Source organism: Kitasatospora sp. NPDC034035, assembly GCF_055575755.1.
This window is the reverse complement of record NZ_JBVISA010000004.1, coordinates 47,619-66,079: the sequence shown is the minus strand read 5'-3', so window position 1 is coordinate 66,079 and position 18,461 is coordinate 47,619. Positions and strand designations below refer to the sequence as shown.

The 18,461-nt window shown below is 72.6% G+C and carries 16 protein-coding genes; 5 read left to right on the top strand and 11 right to left on the bottom strand.

Annotation, left to right across the window (positions count from 1 at the left end; all coding sequences use genetic code 11):
* Positions 1–13 precede the first annotated feature (13 nt).
* Together ACZ52J_RS07085 and ACZ52J_RS07080 are read left to right on the top strand one after the other, a co-directional pair.
* Entirely contained in the window at positions 14–889 is an 876-nt protein-coding gene (locus ACZ52J_RS07085; RefSeq protein ID WP_465616474.1) for a helix-turn-helix domain-containing protein, read from the top strand.
* Positions 890–891: 2 nt separating this feature from the next.
* Positions 892–1,086 (top strand): DUF397 domain-containing protein, encoded by a 195-nt coding sequence (locus tag ACZ52J_RS07080; RefSeq protein ID WP_465616472.1) that lies wholly within the window; start codon positions 892–894, stop codon positions 1,084–1,086.
* Positions 1,087–1,135: 49 nt separating this feature from the next.
* On the opposite strand, the gene ACZ52J_RS07075 is transcribed toward ACZ52J_RS07080, so the two are convergent.
* Positions 1,136–2,137: an ArsR/SmtB family transcription factor gene (locus tag ACZ52J_RS07075; protein WP_465616470.1), complete on the bottom strand. Its 1,002-nt coding sequence runs from the start codon at positions 2,135–2,137 to the stop codon at positions 1,136–1,138.
* A 178-nt stretch (positions 2,138–2,315) separates the two neighbouring features.
* On the opposite strand from ACZ52J_RS07075, the gene ACZ52J_RS07070 reads away from it, so the two are divergent.
* The 3 genes from ACZ52J_RS07070 (at position 2,316) to ACZ52J_RS07060 (ending at position 4,028) form a co-directional block, all read left to right on the top strand.
* Positions 2,316–2,912 (top strand): RICIN domain-containing protein, encoded by a 597-nt coding sequence (locus ACZ52J_RS07070; protein WP_465616468.1) that lies wholly within the window; start codon positions 2,316–2,318, stop codon positions 2,910–2,912.
* A gap of 221 nt (positions 2,913–3,133) precedes the next feature.
* Complete coding sequence (locus ACZ52J_RS07065) at positions 3,134–3,712, top strand: RNA polymerase sigma factor (protein ID WP_465616466.1); 579 nt, start codon at positions 3,134–3,136, stop codon at positions 3,710–3,712.
* The gene (locus ACZ52J_RS07060) at positions 3,693–4,028 is read left to right on the top strand and encodes a hypothetical protein (protein WP_465616464.1); all 336 of its coding nucleotides are present in this window, start codon (positions 3,693–3,695) and stop codon (positions 4,026–4,028) included. Before ACZ52J_RS07065 ends, ACZ52J_RS07060 begins: the two co-directional genes overlap by 20 nt.
* A gap of 19 nt (positions 4,029–4,047) precedes the next feature.
* Here the strand turns inward: ACZ52J_RS07060 and ACZ52J_RS07055 are convergent, their stop codons facing one another.
* The 10 genes from ACZ52J_RS07055 to pdxH form a co-directional block, all read right to left on the bottom strand.
* Complete coding sequence (locus tag ACZ52J_RS07055) at positions 4,048–4,914, bottom strand: hypothetical protein (protein ID WP_465616462.1); 867 nt, start codon at positions 4,912–4,914, stop codon at positions 4,048–4,050.
* Between the two features lie 123 nt (positions 4,915–5,037).
* On the bottom strand, positions 5,038–5,757 hold the full coding sequence (locus ACZ52J_RS07050; RefSeq protein WP_465616460.1) for an AAC(3) family N-acetyltransferase: 720 nt from the start codon (positions 5,755–5,757) through the stop codon (positions 5,038–5,040).
* 167 nt (positions 5,758–5,924) lie between these two features.
* Positions 5,925–8,351 carry an FxsB family cyclophane-forming radical SAM/SPASM peptide maturase gene (locus ACZ52J_RS07045; protein ID WP_465616458.1) on the bottom strand — a complete coding sequence of 809 codons (2,427 nt, stop codon included), beginning with the start codon at positions 8,349–8,351 and terminating at the stop codon, positions 5,925–5,927.
* 64 nt (positions 8,352–8,415) lie between these two features.
* Positions 8,416–8,601: a hypothetical protein gene (locus ACZ52J_RS07040; RefSeq protein WP_465616456.1), complete on the bottom strand. Its 186-nt coding sequence runs from the start codon at positions 8,599–8,601 to the stop codon at positions 8,416–8,418.
* 318 nt (positions 8,602–8,919) lie between these two features.
* Positions 8,920–10,032: an aKG-HExxH-type peptide beta-hydroxylase gene (locus tag ACZ52J_RS07035; protein ID WP_465616454.1), complete on the bottom strand. Its 1,113-nt coding sequence runs from the start codon at positions 10,030–10,032 to the stop codon at positions 8,920–8,922.
* A gap of 331 nt (positions 10,033–10,363) precedes the next feature.
* Positions 10,364–11,593, bottom strand: coding sequence for an FxsB family cyclophane-forming radical SAM/SPASM peptide maturase (locus ACZ52J_RS07030; protein ID WP_465616452.1), 1,230 nt, complete (start codon positions 11,591–11,593; stop codon positions 10,364–10,366).
* A 58-nt stretch (positions 11,594–11,651) separates the two neighbouring features.
* On the bottom strand, positions 11,652–15,665 hold the full coding sequence (gene fxsT, locus ACZ52J_RS07025) for an FxSxx-COOH system tetratricopeptide repeat protein (RefSeq protein WP_360494652.1): 4,014 nt from the start codon (positions 15,663–15,665) through the stop codon (positions 11,652–11,654).
* Positions 15,655–17,049 (bottom strand): TIR-like protein FxsC, encoded by a 1,395-nt coding sequence (locus tag ACZ52J_RS07020; RefSeq protein ID WP_465616450.1) that lies wholly within the window; start codon positions 17,047–17,049, stop codon positions 15,655–15,657. Before ACZ52J_RS07020 ends, fxsT begins: the two co-directional genes overlap by 11 nt.
* Before the next feature lie 229 nt (positions 17,050–17,278).
* Positions 17,279–17,476 (bottom strand): FxSxx-COOH cyclophane-containing RiPP peptide, encoded by a 198-nt coding sequence (gene fxsA / locus ACZ52J_RS07015; protein WP_360494658.1) that lies wholly within the window; start codon positions 17,474–17,476, stop codon positions 17,279–17,281.
* Positions 17,477–17,699: 223 nt separating this feature from the next.
* On the bottom strand, positions 17,700–18,332 hold the full coding sequence (gene pdxH / locus ACZ52J_RS07010) for a pyridoxamine 5'-phosphate oxidase (protein WP_360494838.1): 633 nt from the start codon (positions 18,330–18,332) through the stop codon (positions 17,700–17,702).
* Between the last annotated feature and the right edge of the window lie 129 nt (positions 18,333–18,461).

Here is an 18,461-nt window from a genome sequence, read left to right as displayed (position 1 = left end):
TCGCGGGAAGGGCATGTCCATGGGGTTCAGGACTGGGATCAGCGAACGACAGCGGCGTTTCGGCGAGGAGCTTCGCCGTGTTCGAGACGCGGCAGGCCTCTCAGCCTTGGAGATCGGCGAGGCCTTGGGCGTGAAGGGCCCGAACATCAGCCACACCGAAGCGGGCAGGCTTGGCCTCAATCTTGAGCGATTGAATGCCTGGCTCGACCTCTGCAACATCACGGACCCCGAGTACCGCGCCGGCCTCGTCGCCATGAGCGAGAGCCCGGGGAAAGGTTGGTGGACCGAGTACAAGCACGACGTGACCGTTCCAGCCCTCGATCTGGCCGAGGTGGAAGCGAGCGCCACGAGCCTGGATAGCTACGAGACTCTTCTGATCCCTGGCCTCCTGCAGACCAAGGCATACAGCGAGGTCATCCTCGGATACAGCGAGAGGAAGGTCGAATTTCGCCTCCAGCGCCAGGCGCTACTGACACGCGAGAACGCCCGTCCGCTCCGTGCAGTGATCCACGAGGCAGCCCTGCACATGATGTACGGGGGTCCGACCGTCATGCGCGACCAGCTGACCCATCTGATCGAGATGAGTCGGCTGCCCAACGTGACGATCCAGATTTTTCCGTTCGACTGCACTACCTATGCGTCGACCGATACCCCGTTCATGCTTGTCCGAGGACAGCACAGCCGGCTCCACACGGTTCTGCTCGAACACCCGCATGGCTCTACCTTCGTAGGAGATCCTGAGTCCGTGGCAGCGTTTGACCAGAAGTTCGACCGGATCAGGGGCCTGGCGCTTCCTCCCCTATCCGCTTCCACGCCGGCACCATCCGCCACCTATCGTGACTCGATGGGCTTGATCCAGCACATCCGTTACAAGGTCCAAGGAAGGTGACCATGAGCCAGCTCAATTGGCAGAAGTCGAGCTTCAGCGGCGACCAGGCCAACTGCGTAGAGATCGCCTCCGACGGCGACCTCGTCCACATCCGCGAGTCCGACGCCCCAACCACCGTCGTCACCACCACCCGCACCAAGCTCGATGCCTGGATCCGTGGTGCCAAGGCCGGCGAGTTCGACCACTTCGTCGCCTGACCCCATCCCCTGTGCCCCGGCGGCCCTCCGCCGGGGCACGGGGATCAGGTCATCCGAGGCCACCGGTGTAGCCGGGCTTCGCCGCGAGCCTTTGGTACAGGACGGTCCGCGATCGGCGGGTGCGTTGCACGAGCCCCGCGCGGTGGAGGATCTGCAGGTGGTAGGAGACGGTCGCGGGGCTCAGGTGCAGGAGGCCGGCGAGCTCTCCGGTGGCGCGGGGCTGGATGAGTTCGGCCAGTAGTCGCAAGCGCGTCGTACCGATCAGTTCTTCGCTGCTCGTGGGCGGGAGACAGTCGCCGGGCACGGCCGGATAAACGATCAGGGGCGTGCGGGGAGCCGGCGCACCCGGGGGTTCGGCCGCGCAGAAGATCGCCCTGCGAGCGAAGAGGCTGGGTACGAGGATCGTGCCGTCGGCGTCGAGACTCAGTCGGTGGGAACTGGTGGCGGAAAGGCCCACGTTCAGCGCGCCACCGTCCCAATGCAGATTGGGGGCGAGATTGTTGACGGCATCCGCGATCCCGTGCCGGGCGATCGCGGAAGCCCGGGTGGCGACATCGCCTTCCAGCCGGGCGCGCATACCGGGCCAGTGCGGCGCGAGGACGGCATGCCAGAACTGCTCGAGTTCCACGGCCATCCGCTGGGCCAGGTACTCCTCGCCCCGGTCCATGGCCTCTAGGAGCATCCGGGGCGGCCTGCGGGCCACGCTCTGGTCCCATGCGTGGCCGCCGACGGCCCCCGTCATCTCGTAGCGGACCCGCTCCGCCGGTGTGGTGGCCACCTGGTGCAGCGCGCTGTCCGGACAGACCTGGAATCCGGCCGGTTCGGGCCGTAAGAAGTCCGGGGCGTAGCCGAGCGGGCCGCCGCCGGCGACTACGGCCAACAGACCCAGCCGATGCTCCGACAGTGCTTGCACGGCTTGGGTTCGCCAGGTCGCGTCCAGCAGGTGCGGCGACTTGCTGAGGGCGAAGAGCAGATCATTCGTCGCGTCCAAGGGTGACAGGGCGAACCTGACCATGCCCAGACCGCGCGCGCCCAGGTTGATCCGGATCACGAAAACCTCCCGCAGCGCGATCGTCTTCGAACGGAATCGAATCATTCGACGGCGTGCACGTCATCCGGTTCGCTGAATCCCGTGCCCGACCACGGCGCCATCCGCGCCCGGCACGCACGCACGCACGGAAACCGGCACGGCAATCCCAGCCCTTCCCTCCCACGATCGGGGAATCCGCATGCTCAAGTCCAGGTTCGCCCGCCTCCTCGCCGTCGCCGGCGTCGCGGCGCTCGCCCCTCTCGCCTTCGCCTCCAGCGCGCACGCGGCCACCTACGTCGGCACCTACGCGCTCTACAACGACACCACGGGCAAGTGCGCCGATCTGCCCAACTACGGCTCGAACCCGCTGAACACCCCCGTCACCCAGTTCCGCTGCACGCTCGGCGCCGCCGACAACCAGATGTGGAGCCTGGAGTCCACCCGCACCGTCAACGGACTCTCCCTGTACCAGTTCGTCAACACCAAGAGCGGCTACTGCCTCGACCTCCCCGACTACGGCTCCGACCCGGCGGGCACGCGGCTGTACACCTACAACTGCGCCTCCAACCCGGCGGGCGACAACCAGGAGTGGTACTTCGTCGACGTGACCGGCAACCAGGACTACGAGATCGTCAACTACAAGGACGGTCTCTGCCTCGACGTCTCCGGCGTGGCCGGAGACGGAAGCGACCGGGCCGACAACCTTCCCCTGACCGTGTACCCCTGCTACAACAGCTCGTGGACCGGCGGCTACATCTCCGGCTTCGACGACCACCTCTGGCGGCTCGCCTCCTGATCCGCCACGCCAGACCCGCATCCCCGTGCCCCGGCGGCCCACCGCCGGGGCACGGTGCTGATCGGCTGAATCCTTTTCGGTGGCCCGCGCCTCTTATGGACGTGCCGGCAAACGTCGGGCACGGAAACCGGAGGTAGTCGTGGTCATCGGAATCGGTATCACCGTCGTCCTGGTGCTGCTCTGCACCTGCATGCTCGTCGTGAAGCGCAAGCGAGCCGGGCGTGGCTGACTCGTCCTGGCCGGGTGAGCAACTGGTCACCGCAGCGCAGGGCGGCGACGTCGACTCGATCGCCGCGTTGGTGTCGGGCTCGCACCCGAACGTGCAGCGGTTCGCCCGATCCCTCTGCGCCTCCCCGGAGGACGCGGAGGACGCGGCGCAGGAGGCCCTGATCATCCTGTACCGCAAGATCGGCATGCTGCGGGCCTCCGGCGCCCTGGCGTCGTGGATGTTCCGCATCGTGCGCAACGAGTGCCTCCGGCGCGCGCGGGCCCGGTTGCGGGACAGCACCGTGCCCCTTTCGCAGGACACCCCGGTGGCCTCGGCCGAGGACGAGGTCCTGCAACGCCTGGAAGCGGCCAGGGTGGCGGCTGCGGTCGCCGCCCTGCCCCCGGACCAGCGCCGCGTGCTGATCATGCGGGACGTCCAGGGCTACAGCGGCCGGATGGCCGCCGATGCGCTGGGCCTGAGTATGGCCGCAATGAAGTCCCGTCTGCACCGGTCCCGTACGGCGCTCCAACGGGCGCTGCAGGCCACCCCCGTCACAGTCTCTGGAGGGAACGATGACCGGCACGAAGCCTGAGGGCCCCGATTTCGCGAGCACGTCCCTGTCCGAGCATCTCGTGCGCGGTGTGGTGGGGTTCGGCTCGCTGGTCGGCTCGGTCGTCCTCCTGCCGCTGGTCGGGCCGCTCAGCCTGGTTCTGCTGCCGGTCGGTCTGCTCGCCCTGCGCGGCTGCCCGATGTGCTGGGCGATCGGACTGGTGCAGACCGTCTCGCGGGGCCGCCTCCAGCGCTCCTGCGAGGACGGCCAGTGCACACTGACTGTGGCCGGCCACGACAAGCAGCTCTTCGGACCACGCACGCAGCTCCCCGAGCGGGACGAGGTGCCCGTGGCCTGACCGCCCGGGCGCGGAGTGCCTAACCGGCGCCCGCCAGTTCCTCACGAATGCGGCCCAACTGCCCGGCGGTCAGCGGATGGTCGGAGAGGACGAGGGTCCACTGCCAGTGAGGGTCACGCCAGCGCTGGAGGTGGTGACCGGGATCGAGGGCCCAACCGGACAGGTACGGCGGGTCGTCCAGAGGTTGGCGAACCAGCTGGGCCGCCGTCGGGGCGCCCGGCGACGGCCGGGCATCGAGATCCAGGACGAGAAAGCCGGTGCCAGGGTCCCCGTCGATCGGCGACGGACGACCGAGCGGGCCGGGCCAGGAGGCGGGCACAGGCAGCGGCCGGGTGCGGCAGTACTCGCGGATGCGTTCCCACCGACCAGGCTGGTCCTCGTCGTACTCGGGTCGGACGAACGGCTCGTCCGGCAACGACCCGGGGAATCCGAGGTCGGTGAGTTCCTCGGTGTAGGCCGTACCCGGGGCACTCGCCCGCAGGACCATGCCGGTGTCGCTGTCGATCACCAGGTGCAGCCGCGCGCCCCCGGGCCCGGCTGTCTCCGCCTGGACGGCCTCCCGCCCGTTGGTCCGGATCCGACGGCCGACCCGAAGATCGGACGGGACGGGGAGGACGAGCCGGGCAGGGTCGGGGTCGAAGCTCCACGGCCAGCCGGCACCGGGAAAGGAAAGCCCCGGCGACACCCACGGAGCGTGGTTGCCATCGTGGACGACGACACGACCGCCGAAGTCGAGCCGCCACAGCGACGGCGCCCGGAAGGCGAACTCGACGGCGGTCTCCACGTTCTCGGCCGGGGGGTGGCCCGGACCGTTGTCCACGCGGGGCCGCACTGCCCGATAGCGGCCGGTGAGCGCGCTCGGTACTACCGGGGGTGGGGAAGTCATCGGGCGCCTCACTTCTGTCCGGCCTGGTCGGTCACCTCGGCCGATGGCTTCGGTCCGCGCAGGAAGTCGGCCTGGCCGACTTCCTGCGCACGGCGGTTCGGGGCGACGGGCGACCGGGCGGGTTCAGGTGGTGCGGGTGCGACGGAGGATCTGCTCCGCCAAGTCGACGGCCTCCCGGACCGGGACGAGGCGGCAGGTGGCGCCGCCGATGTGGGCGGTGGTGATGCCGTGGGCGAGGCGCAGGACCTCGGCGCCCAGCCCGCCGAAGTGGAGGTCGTCCAAGTCCGGTGCCTTGAAGGCCGTCCAGCCGTCCTCCCCCACGCAGCGGTACTCGCGGACGGGGACGTCGGGCAGCCGCAGGTCGGCGAGGTGGAAGGCGGTGAAGCGGTCGATCGGGACGCCGATCATCAGGACCCGGGCGTCCAGGTCGTAGAGCCGACCCAGGGGGGAGTCGAGGCCCAGGTGGCATTCGTCGGGGTGTCGGCCGGTGATCTCCTGCGCGTGGCGGCCGAGCGCCGCCCAGGAGGTCTGCGGGTGGCGGCTGCGGAGCGCGCCGGGGTGGGTGCGGATGGCCTCCGACAGGGCGCCCATGGTGGGCGACGCCGGGGTGGTGGACGGGTCGAAGCGCGGCATCCGGGCCTGGTAGTCGGCGACTTCCTCCGGGGAGCGTCCGGCCACCGCGGCCTGGTGGATGCGTGAGGTGGCGGAGTTCTCGGGGGTGGCCGTGTAGGCGACCAGGGTGCCGTCGGGGCCCAGGATGTCCAGCAGGGCGTCGATCACGCCGGCGGCCCCGCCCGGCACCGGGCCGAGGGTGCGCAGGGACGCCTGGACGTGCAGCACCATGCCCGGGCGGACCCCGAGGTCGGCGAATGCGCGGCGCAGTGGGCGGACGTGGGAGCGGACAGGGTCGGCGACGGCGACGCTGCCGACACGGGGTTCGGTGAGGATGACGGTTCCCCGGGGTTGAGGGCCCCGGGCGAGGGAGGTCCGGGGGCGGGCGGAGTGGGAGATCAGACCCCGGCCCGTTCGTGTCGTGCCCGGTCGGCCGCGTGCTCGGCGGCGGCGGGCAGCGACAGGGCGAGCCAGGGTGTGACGGTGGCACGCATGCCGTCGGCGAAGCGCAAGCCGGTCCCGGTCAGGGCTCCGGACTCGGCGAGCCGTTCCACGGCTTCGGCGGTGTACTGCCGCCAGAGCGCGAATTGTGCGCGCGTCCGGTCGGCGGCTTCGCCGGGCAGGCCGTCGTACGCGAGGGTGCGGGTGCCCCAGTACTCGGTGACGGCCAGGTGGGCGTACGTGCCTTGGAGCAGCCCTTCGAGCGGCCGGGGGTCGGGCCGCCAGGGCGCGAAGTACAGCGTGGTGTCGTCGCGGTCGTACAGGTCCGTGAGGTCCAGTACGGCGCCGAGTTTGACGTGTTGGAATTCGTGCGCGAGCAGGAGCGCGAGGGTGGGCGCGGTGGCCGGCCGGGCGATGCCGACGGCGCCGTACGCCTGCCGGGCCGCCGAGCTGACGTCCCGGCCTGCCGGGCCCGGCCGCAACGGGGTGACCGTCGCCAGTCCGGTCCGGATGCCTTCCGCGTACGCGGGCAGGTCCCGCCCGAGCAGTTCCCAGGCTTCGCGCAACGCGCCGGTCCAGTCGAGCAGTTCGCCGCCGGGCAGCCGGTCCGCGACCGGGTGGTCGTGGCAGTCGCGCAGCGGGTCGGTGTCCTCCAGGGCGAGGGTCCACCCGCCGGCCAGCCGGATCCGTCGCAGCGGCTCGTCCAGCCCCGTGCGCACCGAGCCGTCGCAGGCCCGTACCTCGAAGCCGTCCGGCCGACCGGTGACCACCACCTCCCCGTCCGGTACGGCGATCCGCCCGAGCGTCGGCAGGTGCAGCCACCCGCCTCGCACGGGCACCGGCACCGCGTCCCCCCGCCCGGCCCGCACCGCCGCGGCTGCGGCCAGCGCGGCCAGCGGGCCGAGCCCGACCGGGAGGTCGCCGGCGAGCCGCCGGGCCGCCCACGCGCGGGCGTACGGGTGGGTGAGGACGGCGTCGACAGCGGCGGGGGCTTCGACGTCCAGTGCGGACAGCAGGGCCCACGCCTCGGGCCGCCCCTGTCCGGAGGCGTCCCAGGCGGCGGCCAGCATCGCCCGGGTGAGAGCGAGTTGGGAGCGGCCGAGTGCGGCGACGGTGTCCGCGCCGCCGTACCCGCGCGCGAGTTCGTCGAGTTGCGACGACGTGAGCGCGCCCGGCAGCAACGGCTCGGCACCGGGTGGCAACAACTCGGCCGCGGGCAATGGCGGTTCACCCGCCCGTACCGGCACGGCAGCCGAAGGGCCGCTCCCCGCGAGACCGTTGATGAGCGCCATGAGATCACCGCAGTAGACGGAGGGATGGTCGAAGCTGTCTCCCCCATCGTCGCTCCGGAAGCGGTGGGCGTACAGCCCGCCACCGCAGGAGCGGACCACGGAGCAGGCGCGGCAGGCCTCGCTCAGTCCGGCCAGGCCGGACTGGCGGGCGGCGATGCCGGGGTGGCGGGCGAGGTCGTCGAGGCTGTGCGCGAAAACGTTCATCCCGGTGGCGGGCGCACCGTCGTACGCGGTCTTCAGGCTGTCGGCCTGCTCGAAGGTGCCGTCGGTCTCAAGGACCGCCAGGTCCGAGGGCTCCAGCCCGAGCGACTCGGTGAGGCTGGAGAGTCCGCGCAGGGTCCGGTGCACGGATTCGAAGGTCCGTACGGCGAACGGGCGGCCGTCCGCTTCCCACAGCCGGTGGACGGTCAGCAGCCAGTCGGCGTACGGGGTGGCGCCCAGGGCTTCGGGGCGTTTGGGCGGCTCGACCCAGGTGGCATGGGGGAGTAGGAAGTCCACGGCGGGCGGGCGGAGTTCGGCCAGCGCCCGGTACACGGCCACCGGGTCGTTCTCGACGTCCATCGTGCAGAGCAGCCCGGCGAAGAGGTGCCGGTACTCGGGTTCGTTCAGCAGTGCGACGGCCCGCAGCACCTGCGGATGGCTGGTGCGGCCGTCGGCGAAGCGCCGGTGGCGGTCGTTGGCGGCCCTGTCGCCGTCCAGCGAGATGCCGACCTTGAGGTCCAGCTCCGCGAACAGCGTGCAGAAGGCGCGACTCAGCAGCACGCCGTTGGTGTGGATGCGCAGGTCGAGCGCACAGCCGGGCGGGAGCGCCGCGCGGAACGCCTCGGCGGCGCGGCGCAAGCGGTCCGGGCCGGCGAGCAGGGGTTCTCCCCCGTGCAGGACGACCCGGACGGCGGGCAGCCGGTGGGCGGCCGCGTGCTCGCCGATGCGTTCGGCGGCCTTGGCCAGGATCCCGTCCGCGAGGACCTTCGGGCGGGAGCTCCAGCTGCGATCCGCGTGCTCGTAGACGTAGCAGTGGTCGCAGGCGAGATCGCACCTGCTGTGCATCTTGACCACGAACTGCGTCAGGGGCAGCGGAATTGACGTCGTCATGGAACTGTTCGGAGATCCGTTCGGATCGGCTCGGTCTGGGCGCGGCTCGGTGGTCCGGGCCGGGTCAGATCGAGGAGTTGAAGGCCGCTACCGGCACGAGGCCGGAATCCGCGCCGGGGAGCGCGCGCTGGAGGCGGGAGGCGAGTTCCCCCGCTCCGAGGGCGGCGAGGTCGGCGAGGGACGGGCGTTCCGGCGTCTCCTGAGTGTCAGTGAGCTTGCCGGCCGGCTTGGTGCTGGTTACCGGTGTCATATTCGTTTCCTTAGGCGCGGTTAGGACCTGCCGAGGGCGGGTAAGCCCACCCGATTGAGACCAAATGTAGTGCCCGCGAAGACTCCGCGCGGCACCTTGCGGACTCAAGTTGGGCTCCCCGGGCGGCCGACGTCGCACGACGGCCCGCAGAACCCCCGAGAATTCACCCGTTCAGCGGTCGCGCACTTCGCCGTGGCGCGCGCCGAAGCGTGTCACCGGGCCGAGCGCCGGGGCCGCCACCCGGGTCAGCGTACGAATCCCCCGGTAGATTCCCCTCATCCACACCCGCCGGGGCGCGACGGCCCTCCCCCGAACGGCTCAACCACGCCGCCCCCCACCACCCAGTTCGCGGACGGAACGAACCAACTCCTCCGTGAACTCCCTCCCCTGCGCCGTCAGTTCGCCACACTCCAGCAAGGTTCCGGCGGCCGCCAGGGTGTGCGCCCGCCAGCGCACGAACTCCCGCTCCGCACGACCCGCCCCACCCGCGCCGGCGGCCGCCTCCGCGCACCAGAAGTCCGCGACGCCCAGGTGCGCGTACGTGCCCTGCAACAGCGCGCCCGCCGGACGCAGGTCGGGCCGCCAGGGGGCGTGGTAGACGGCCGGGCCGTTGGGCCGGTGCAGCGGCACCAGGTCCAGCAGCGCGCCGAGTTGGACATGCAGGAACTCGTGGACCAACGCCAGCGCCAGCAACACCGGATCGTCCGGCAGCGAGGCCGCCACCGCCCCGTACGCCCGCCGGGCCGCCGCACTGACCGCCTCCCCACCGGGGGCCGGGCGCAGCGGGACGACCGTGGCGACGCAGGCCGCCACCGCCTCGGCGTGGCGCCGGTGGCGGCGCACCAGGATCCGCCAGGCCTCGGACAACCGCTCCTCCCAGCAGGCGAGTTCGGCCTCCGACAACGGCCCGGCCGGAGGGCGCCCGTAGTCCACCCGGCGCGGCCCGGCATGGTCGACGGACGGCGCCCAGCGCAGCCCGTCACACTCCAGCACCAGCGCCCGGCCACCATCCGCCCGGAGAAACTCCCCCAGGCCGCCCAACTCACCAGCCCTTCCCGACGGACCGTCCGTGCCACCCGCGACAGCACGCAGGCAGTCAGCCGCCCAGGCGTCCAACTCCGGCCGCAGCAGCACCTCCTCCCACCGCGCCCGGTCCTCGCGCCGCAGCACCCGCACCCGCCCGTACGCCTCGCGGTAACCCTCGTGCTCCGGCGCCGCCCGGAGCAGCGCGAGCAGCAGCAGCGCGCGCTTGCTCAACTGCCCGGCGCGCAGCACCCGGACGGCCTCCGGCCCGCCGCGCGCGCCAGCGATCGCCCGGAACGTCGCCCGATCCACGCCATGCCGGGGCAGCCCGTCCACCCCACGCGCGCCGGGAACCCCGGCCGCCACCGCCTCGCCCGTACCCGCCACCGCCTCGCCCGTACCCGCCACCGCTCCTCCTCCATACCGCCCGCATCCGCCCCGCAGTCTCCCCCCGGCGTACCGAACAATCCGGCCAACGACCGCGCATGACCCAAACGGACGACCCCACACCCCCAGCAACACCCACACCCCCACCCCCCCACCCCAGCTGCACCCCCACCACCCCCCACCCCCAGCAACACCAACGCCCCCCTCCCCCTCCCCTCCCCCCCTCCACCAGCGAGAGGGACGCGCTGCGGGAGGGGCGGCGCAGGGGGTGGCCCGGAGAGGGGCGTTGCGGGTGATTTTCAGACTGCCTACGGCGATCAGCACCCCACCCACAGAGTCGGCAGTCGGAAAATCATCCAGCCCCCGGAGCGGCCACCCCCGGAGCCGCTCCGCACCCACCCTCCCGGGAGCCCCACCCCCGGAGCCCCTCCCGCAGTCGCCCCCCCATGTGCCGGACCAGCCGGTCCAGGTCCGCGCAGTACACCGACGGGTGCCCGAAGCCCCCGCCCGCACCGTCCCCCGCCCACCGGTGCGCGTACAGCCCGCCGCCGCAGACCCGGGCCAGCGGACACCCGGCGCAGACCGGTCCGAGCCCGGCGAGGCCGCGCTGGCGGGCCCGGAAGGCGGGGTGCGCGGCCGCCTCCGCGAAGCCGTGCCGCCACACGTCCAGGCCGGTCCCCGGGGCGCCGTCGTACGCCGCCTTGAGGCTGTCCGCCTGCTCGATGGTGCCGTCCGCCTCGATCACCACCAGGTCGACCGGGGTCAGGCCGACCGCTTCGCTGGCGGCCCGGCCGCCGAGCAGCAGGACGGCCAGCTCCTCGAACAGCCGCACTCCGGTCTCCCGCCGCGGCGCGCCGTACCAGCGGTCGAAGGCGGCGATCAGCCACTCCCCGTACGGCGCCGGGTCCGCGCCGGACGGTGGCGCGCCGGGCACGGGCCGTGCGCGCAGCCCGGGTGGTGGGGTGTGCCAGGTCCCGTGGGGCAGCAGCAGGTCGAGTCGGGGCGGCGCGAACTCCAGGAGCGCTTCGTAGGTGTCCACCGGGTCGGCCGCCAGGTCGACGACGCACAGCAGGCCGGCGAACAGTTCCCGGTGCCGGTCCGTGCCGAGCAGCCGCACCGCCTCGGCGGTCCGTGCCCAGCTGCCCGCGCCGGAGGGCAGCCGGCGGTGCCGGTCGTGGTCGGCCCGGGTGCCGTCGAGGGACACCCCGACCGCGACCCGGTGCCGGTGCAGGACGTCGAGGAGTGAGGGCTCCTCCAGCAGCCGCAGCCCGTTGGTCTGCAGGCTGAACCGCACCCGCGGCCCGCCCGCCACCGCGCCGCTCAACTCGCCGAGCAGTGCGTCCAGATGGCCTGTTCCGACGAGCAGCGGCTCGCCGCCGTGGAGCACCACGGAGATCTCGTCCAGCCCGTGTTCGGCGGCGTGTTCGGCGATCCGCCGGGCGGTGCGGCGGACCGTCGCGAGTTCCATCCGCCGGGGCCGCCGGCGCCAGCTCTGGTCCGCGCTCTCGTACACGTAGCAGTAGTCGCAGGCCAGGTTGCACCGACTGTGGATCTTCAGCAGGAACTGCCGGAACGGCACCATGCCCGTGAGCCTAGCGCCGCCCGACAAGCCTCCCGAGCCGCCGTCTCCTGACGTGCCGTCACACGTGCGGCGGCTCCACGTCCGAGTCCAGTCGCGCTCCCGCCCGCACCGCCACCGTCGTGGGGTGCTCCTCTCCCAGTGTCACCTGCGCCCGCCGGATGCAGTCCGCCCGCAGCTCGGCGGCGCGTTCGGCCTGTCCGGAGGCGGCCAGCGACAGCGAGAGGTTGGACTTGATGCCGATGGAGTCGTAGTGGTCCGGGCCGAGGGCTTCGGACATCAGCGGCGCGGCCTCCAGCTCCAGGTCGAGCGCGGCCTGGGTCCGGCCGGACAGCGCCAGGTCGTTCGCGTGGTTCATCATCGCGATCGGGATGTAGAGGTGGTGGGCGCCGAGGACGGCCCGGAACTGCGTCAGGGTGCGCCCGGACAGCTCCAGGGCCTCCTGGGTGCGTCCCGCCAGCCGCAGGTAGACCGACAGGTTGTTGGCGCCGGCCAGCGTCACCGGGTGGTTCTCGCCCAGGTAGTCGCGGTACCGCGCGAGCGCCCGTTCGGCCAGCGGGATGGCCCGGGTGGTGTCGCCGAGGGCGCTCAGGTCGCTGGCGAGGTTGGTGGCGGCGGCCAGGGTGTCGGGGTGCTCGGCGCCGTTGATGTCCAGGTAGCGCTGGTAGATGTCCTCGTCTATCTCCAGGGCTTCGTGGTAGCGGCCGGCCCGGCGCAGTGCCACGGCGAGGTTCTTGCGGGCGCGCAGGGTGTCGGTGTGGCCGTCGCCGATGGTCTGCTGGTAGATCCGGACGGTCTCCTCCAGCAGGTCCAGGGCCTCCCGCAGCCGCCCGGTCTCGCGCAGGTCGCGGGCGTAGTTGGAGGCGGAGGACAGCGCGTAGAGGCTGTGCGCGCCGAGCGCGTCGCGCTGCTGGAGGTAGTTGCTGCGGTGCCGTTCCAGGGCGGCCCGGCGGTCGCCGGCCAGGTAGTCGGAGACGGCGAGGTTGTTGGTGATCATCAGGGTGCGCGGGTGGTCGGGGCCGAGGGTGCGCCGGGCGGCGTCCAGGGTCCGGCGGTCGAGCGCCCGGGCCTCGTCGTAGCGGCCGAGGAAGCGCAGGTCGGCGCCGAGGCTGTTGGCGACGGCGAGGGTGTGCGAGTGCTCGGGGCCCAGGGTCGCGGTGAAGCGGTCCAGGATGTCCCGGTCCATCTCGTAGGCCTCCTGGAGGGCGCCCTGGGAGCGGCGGATGTTGCTCAGCTGGGTGCGCAGCATGAGCGTCTGGGCGTCGTTGTCGGCGTCGAAGCCGGGGCCGCCGTAGCCGTCCTGGCGCCAGTGCTCCAGGGTCCGTTCGGCCAGTTCGCGGCCGGACTCGTGCAGGCTGCGCTTCCACTGGTAGCGGACCGAGTCGATGATCCACTGCCGGACGTCCTCGTCGGCGCTGTCGACGGCCCCGGACGGCCAGAGGTGGGGCAGGAGTTCGGCGTACTCGGACCAGTTGGCGGGGACGTCCGGGTCGCCGGGGTTGGCGGTGGCGAGTGCGGCGTGGACGACGCCGCGCAGTTCGGCCCGCCGCTCCTCCTCGACCTGGTCCCGGAGGACGGCTTGGACCAGCCGGTGCACGGTGATGGTCTCGCTGCCCTGGTCGGTGCGGGCGAGCCCGAACCGGTTGATGGCGCGCAGGAATTCGCCGATCGCGAGCTTGTCGCGGGGCGCGCGCGGGGGCAGCCGCAGGGCGCGGGTGACGGCCCGGCTGTAGAGCAGTCGCATCGGGATGGCGTCGGGGCCGAAGAAGGCGCAGATCTCCAGGATCTGAGCGGCCGGGGCGTTCATCCGGCGGAGTTCCTCGACGGAGATGCGCCAGGTCGCGGCGGCCGAGTGCGGGTAGTCGGCGGTGCGCAGCCGGGTGCGCTCCAGCATCTCGGTGAGCTCCTCGTCGAGGAGTTCGAGGTAGGTGGCGATCGGCATCGACGTCTCCTGGAGCCAGACGGCGGCCTGGCCGACGGCGAGCGGCAGGTCGCCGAGGCGTTGCGCGACCTGGTCGGCGTCCTCCGGGGAGAGGCCGCTGTTGAAGCGGCGCAGCAGCCGGACGCTCTCCTCGCGGAGGAAGACGTCGACCTCCACCAGGCCGGCGTGCCGGGCCCAGCCCTGGTTGCGGGAGGTGATCAGCACGTGCCCGCCGGAGGAGCCGGCCGGCTGCCAGGGGGCGAGTTCCTCGGGGGTGCCGGCGTTGTCGAAGACGAGCAGCCAGCGGCGGTACGGCTGGCCGCGGCGCAGCGCGTCGAGGACGGCGGCGGCGGTGTGCGCGACGTCGTCGCTGGTGGGCACGCCGAGCCGGGGGGCGAGTTCGGCGAGCTTCTGCGGGATGTTGGCGGGCTCCTCGGCGGGCACCCACCAGACCACGTCGTACGCGGCCTTGAAGCGGTGCGCGTACTCGGCGGCGATCTGGGACTTGCCGGCGCCGCCGAAGCCGTAGAGCACCTGGCTGAGCACGGCGGCGGGGCCGCCGGTGAAGCGGTTGCGGAGCAGTTCGAGGAGTCGGCCGCGGCCGATGAAGGCGGCGTTGCGCGAGGGCGCTTCCTGGACCTGCGGCGCGGTGCCGGGGAAGCGTGCGGGTGCGATGATCTCGCCGCTGTCGGTGTCGAGTTGGCGGGTGCTGCCGGGTGGCGGGCCGAGTTCGCCGTACAGCTGGGACTCGGCGCCCGCCGCGGCGGAGCGGACCAGGTCGGGGGCGGCCTGTCCGGAGAACGGACGGGGCACCGGCTCGTCCGAGTCCTGCAGCCGCAGGGCGACCAACGCCGGTGAGCCGGAGACGAGTTCCCGGCCCTGCAGGAGCTGCCAGACCTCGGCGGCACGGGGCAGGGCGGTGTACTCGGGCGAGAGCAGGGCGAGCAGCCGACCCTGGCCTTCGAGCGGTCCGGCGACCTCCGGCGGCCGGGGGCCGGTGTACGGATCGGCGGCGTTGTGCAGGGAGGTCTGGTAGCCGAAGCGGGTGAGGGTGCCGGCGGCCCACTCGGCCCACATCCGGTCCTCGGGCGCGTAGCTGACGAAGACCTGGCGCGGCACCGCGCGGGCGGAGCGCAGGTAGGCGCCGTAGAGCCGGCGGCGGGTCTCGGAGGTGAGCGGGCGCAGGGTGCGGACCCGGCCGTCGGTGATCCAACCGGCCAGCCGCTCGAAGGCGTTGAGCAGGCTGCGGGCCTCCTGCGGCCGGTCGGCGACGGTGGCGGGGACCTCCTCGTAGGCGTAGAACGGCTTGTACGGCACCTCGACGTCGGCCCAGTAGGCGGCCCGCCGGTCGCCGGGCAGCCAGCGGCCGAGGTAGGGCGCGAAGGCCTCGCGGGCGTAGTCGCGGCCGGCCTCCAGGCGCTCCTGCTCGGCGTCCTCGACCCGCATCGGGACCGGGAGCACCCGGATCGCCCGTTCCTCGGCCTCGGCGATGGCCCGGGCGGCGTCGACGCCGCCGCGGATGTTCTGGGCGCTGAAGGTGAAGCAGTCCACGACGGTGTCGGGCATCAGGACGGTGCAGATGCCGGAGGTGTCGCTGACGCCGGTACGGCTGTCGATGAGCACGTAGTCGTACCCGCGGGCCCAGCGTTCGCGCAGTTCGCGCAGGAACTCGCCGCCGCGGATGTCCCGGCCGTGGTAGAAGCTGCGCCAGTTGAAGCTGGTGACGGCGGCGGCGTAGGCGGCGTTCTGGCGGCCGGCGGGCAGGAAGTCGAGCCGGCCGCCGGGCGGCAGGTCGAGGGCGAGGCCGCAGAGGTAGCCGTCGAGGCGCCCGGGTTCGTCCAGCCAGGCGGCCGGGGAGAGGCCGACCGGGCCGGTGGCGGAGGGCAGCGCCTGTTTGACGTAGGAGCGCAGCAGGTCGATCAGGCCGTCGGTGGAGTGCAGTTCGGGGTCGACCAGGAGCGGGTGGTAGTACCGGTGGAGGCCGGGGGCCTCCAGGTCCCAGTCGACGACCAGGACGCGCAGGCCCCGGCTGGCGAGGATCCAGCCGACGTTGGCCAGGGCCATGGTCCGGCCGGTGCCGCCCTTGAAGGAGTAGAACGTGACGACCGAACCCGGTCCGCCGCGCTCCGACTCTGCGCCGGGCTCAGTGGTCATCGTCCTGGTCTCCCCTCAACGGGACAGCGTTGTCCTTGCCACGACTCTGGTGCGGGAGGTCCGTGCGGCCCGGGCTCGGATCGAGGCGCGCGGGCGGGCCCTGGCGGGGTCCGGGCGGGCCGGCCGGGATGGACAGCCCTGGCATGGCCGGGCCGCCGCCGGGGCCGAAGCCGAAGGCGTCGCTGCCATCGTCCCCCCAATCCAGGTTGTCGTCCATGAGCTTGTTCTGAGCGACCGTCACCATGATGGTGAGGTCGTTGTCGAAGCTCTCCCGGCTCACTTTGACCCGGAACAAGTGCTCCATGTCGCTCCGGCGCAGCCAGTTGCGCCGGAACACGTCGCGTACGCCCGCCCACAGGGTGTCGCGCTCCGGCCCGTCGGCCGGGTCGGCGCTGCCGGTGGGCACCATCACGCCGGTGACGGGGTGGTTCTGGTCGTCGTACTCGCGCAGCGCGGAGCGGTAGCGCTCGCCGCCGGCCACCCACGGGTCCACCAGCAGGATGCTGACCTGGCTGTCCTCGCGGGCCTGGTCGAGCTTCCCGCCGAGGCCGCCGTCGACCTCCTCCAGCGTGGTGGTGTGCCCGGCGGCGGTGATCACCTGCTGGGCGCGCGCCACCAGCGACGGGTTGGTGGGCGGATGGTAGGGCGCCCAGTGCCACGGCTTGGCGCCGTACCAGCCGCCCGCGCGCGAGCCGCCCTCGGCGGCGGCCTCCGAGGCGCGCCCGGCCGCGATGAACAGCCGCACCATGCCGGGGGCGGAGACCACCTCCGGCGCCGCCGGGGGCGGGAAGTAGCCGCGCACCGTGCCGAGGTCGAACTCGGGCAGCTCGCCGAGCCGGCGCGCGGCCGCCTCCCGGACCCGCTCGGCGACCACCCGGACGACCTGTTCGTACGCCTCGCTCTGCGCGGTGCGCAGCAGGGCCCGCAGGCCGTACCGGGCGTAGGCCTCGCCCATGTCCGGCTGGGCCCACTGGATCTTGGTCACCTCGTCGGCCAGCTCGCCGGGCACGACGGGCTCCCAGAGCACCGGGATCAGGGCCGGGATGAGTTCCCCGCTGTCCTCGTGGTGGCGCCGGACCCGGCCGCGGAAGGCGGTCCACTCCTTGCCGCAGTACAGGCTGGTGAAGTAGGCCGGGGAGTAGAGCGCGATCATGGTCCGGCTGCGGCCCAGCATCGTCGCCAGCTTCTCGGCCCAGTCGTCGCCGAGCCGCAGCTGCTCGGTGTCGCGGTAGGCGAGTTCCTCGACGCGTACACCCGTCCCGACGAGCCGGCCGAGTTCGTCGCGCAGGTCGTTGAAGAACTGGTTGACGAAGGCGTCCTCGGCCTCGAAGTCACGACGCGCGTAGCTGAAGAAGAAGTACGGCCGTTGCTGTTCCTGCTCCATCACCCGTTCCCCCCGTGCCCGACGGTGCCGCGACGGCGCTGGTTTCATACCCCAGCATGTCGTGAACTCCACCGGCCGCGCTGGCGAGTTGGCGGATTCGGCCGCCCCGGTGGTTTAGCCGGTGATCAGGCGCACGCCCGCAGCCGGGCGCCGCTCCGGCGCTCGGGGGCGCACTGATGGGGGCGTGGGCGCGCCGAAGGAGTCGCGGGCGCCGGAGCCGCGCTACCGGCTACCGGCTACCGTCGAGCGACGACTGGAAGGCGGCGAGCGGCTCCGCGCCGGGAGTCAGGGCGTCCGCCACCACCCGGCGCAGCAGGTCGCCCAGGACGGTGTCGGGCAGGGCGTCGAGCTCTTCGAGCGACAGGGCGGCGACGTCGACCAGGTCAGAGTCGAGTCCAGCGGCGGCTTCCGCACCGGTGACGCTCATCAGTCCCTCACTCGATCGTGCCGGCACAGCGCGTTGCTGGCCGGATGTGCCTCGACCCAGGTCCGCGACGGGCATCCTACACCCGAGGCGTGACGGCCCATCAGCTTCACGCCGCCGCCGCGCCCGGACCGACCCGGTCGGCCCACCGGGCTCGCGAGGCCCCCGGAACCCGCAACGCCCGCAACGCCCGCAACGCCCGCAACGCCCGCGGGCCCCGTCGCACTCACGGGCAGAGCCGTTCCACCCGCCACCCCGTCGGGCTCGCCGGGTCGGCGAGGTAGCGGAGCCGGTCGTGCAGGCGGTTCTCGCGGCCCTGCCAGAATTCGACGCTCTCCGGGACCACCCGGTACCCGCCCCAGAAGGGGGGGACGGGCACGCCCTCGCCCTCCGGGTAGCGGCGTTCCAGTTCGGCGTAGCGCTGTTCGAGGACCTCGCGCCCGCCGACCGGGCTGGACTGCTCGCTGGCCCAGGCGCCCAGCTGGGAGCCGTGCGGGCGGGTGCGGAAGTAGGCGGCGGTCTCGTCGCGGCCGACCTTCTCCACCCGGCCCTGGACGGTCACCTGGCGGGCCAGGGCGATCCACGGGAACAGCAGCGCGGCGTACGGGTTGGCGGCTAGTTCGGAGCCCTTGCGGGAGCCGTAGTTGGTGAAGAACACGAAGCCGCGCAGGTCGTAGCCCTTGAGCAGGACGGTGCGGGAGCTGGGCCGCCCCTCGGCGTCGGCGGTGGAGAGCACCATGGCGTTGGGCTCCGTGACCCCGGCGTCGTCCGCCTCGTGGAACCAGCGGGTGAACTGGCCGATCGGCTCGGGCGCGAGCTGCTCCTCGACCAGGCCCTCGTGGACGTAGTGCTTGCGCATCACGGTGAGGTCCGGGCCGGGGCGGGCCTCGTCGGCCAGGGTCCGGGTGACGGGGCTCGGGGGTGTCGACTGGGCGGGTTCCGGGGTCTGCACGCCAACATCATCCCGTACGACAAGCAACGGGCACCG

Bases quoted from the DNA above. Each gene is read 5' to 3' on its own strand.
- ACZ52J_RS07085 (WP_465616474.1), top strand. From the start codon at position 14: ATGTCCATGGGGTTCAGGACTGGGATCAGCGAACGACAGCGGCGTTTC.
- ACZ52J_RS07080 (WP_465616472.1), top strand. From the start codon at position 892: ATGAGCCAGCTCAATTGGCAGAAGTCGAGCTTCAGCGGCGACCAGGCC.
- ACZ52J_RS07070 (WP_465616468.1), top strand. From the start codon at position 2,316: ATGCTCAAGTCCAGGTTCGCCCGCCTCCTCGCCGTCGCCGGCGTCGCG.
- ACZ52J_RS07060 (WP_465616464.1), top strand. From the start codon at position 3,693: ATGACCGGCACGAAGCCTGAGGGCCCCGATTTCGCGAGCACGTCCCTG.
- ACZ52J_RS07055 (WP_465616462.1), bottom strand. From the start codon at position 4,914: ATGACTTCCCCACCCCCGGTAGTACCGAGCGCGCTCACCGGCCGCTAT.
- ACZ52J_RS07050 (WP_465616460.1), bottom strand. From the start codon at position 5,757: ATGGTGCTGCACGTCCAGGCGTCCCTGCGCACCCTCGGCCCGGTGCCG.
- ACZ52J_RS07045 (WP_465616458.1), bottom strand. From the start codon at position 8,351: ATGACGACGTCAATTCCGCTGCCCCTGACGCAGTTCGTGGTCAAGATG.
- ACZ52J_RS07040 (WP_465616456.1), bottom strand. From the start codon at position 8,601: ATGACACCGGTAACCAGCACCAAGCCGGCCGGCAAGCTCACTGACACT.
- ACZ52J_RS07030 (WP_465616452.1), bottom strand. From the start codon at position 11,593: ATGGTGCCGTTCCGGCAGTTCCTGCTGAAGATCCACAGTCGGTGCAAC.
- fxsT (WP_360494652.1), bottom strand. From the start codon at position 15,665: ATGACCACTGAGCCCGGCGCAGAGTCGGAGCGCGGCGGACCGGGTTCG.
- ACZ52J_RS07020 (WP_465616450.1), bottom strand. From the start codon at position 17,049: ATGGAGCAGGAACAGCAACGGCCGTACTTCTTCTTCAGCTACGCGCGT.
- fxsA (WP_360494658.1), bottom strand. From the start codon at position 17,476: ATGAGCGTCACCGGTGCGGAAGCCGCCGCTGGACTCGACTCTGACCTG.
- pdxH (WP_360494838.1), bottom strand. From the start codon at position 18,332: ATGCGCAAGCACTACGTCCACGAGGGCCTGGTCGAGGAGCAGCTCGCG.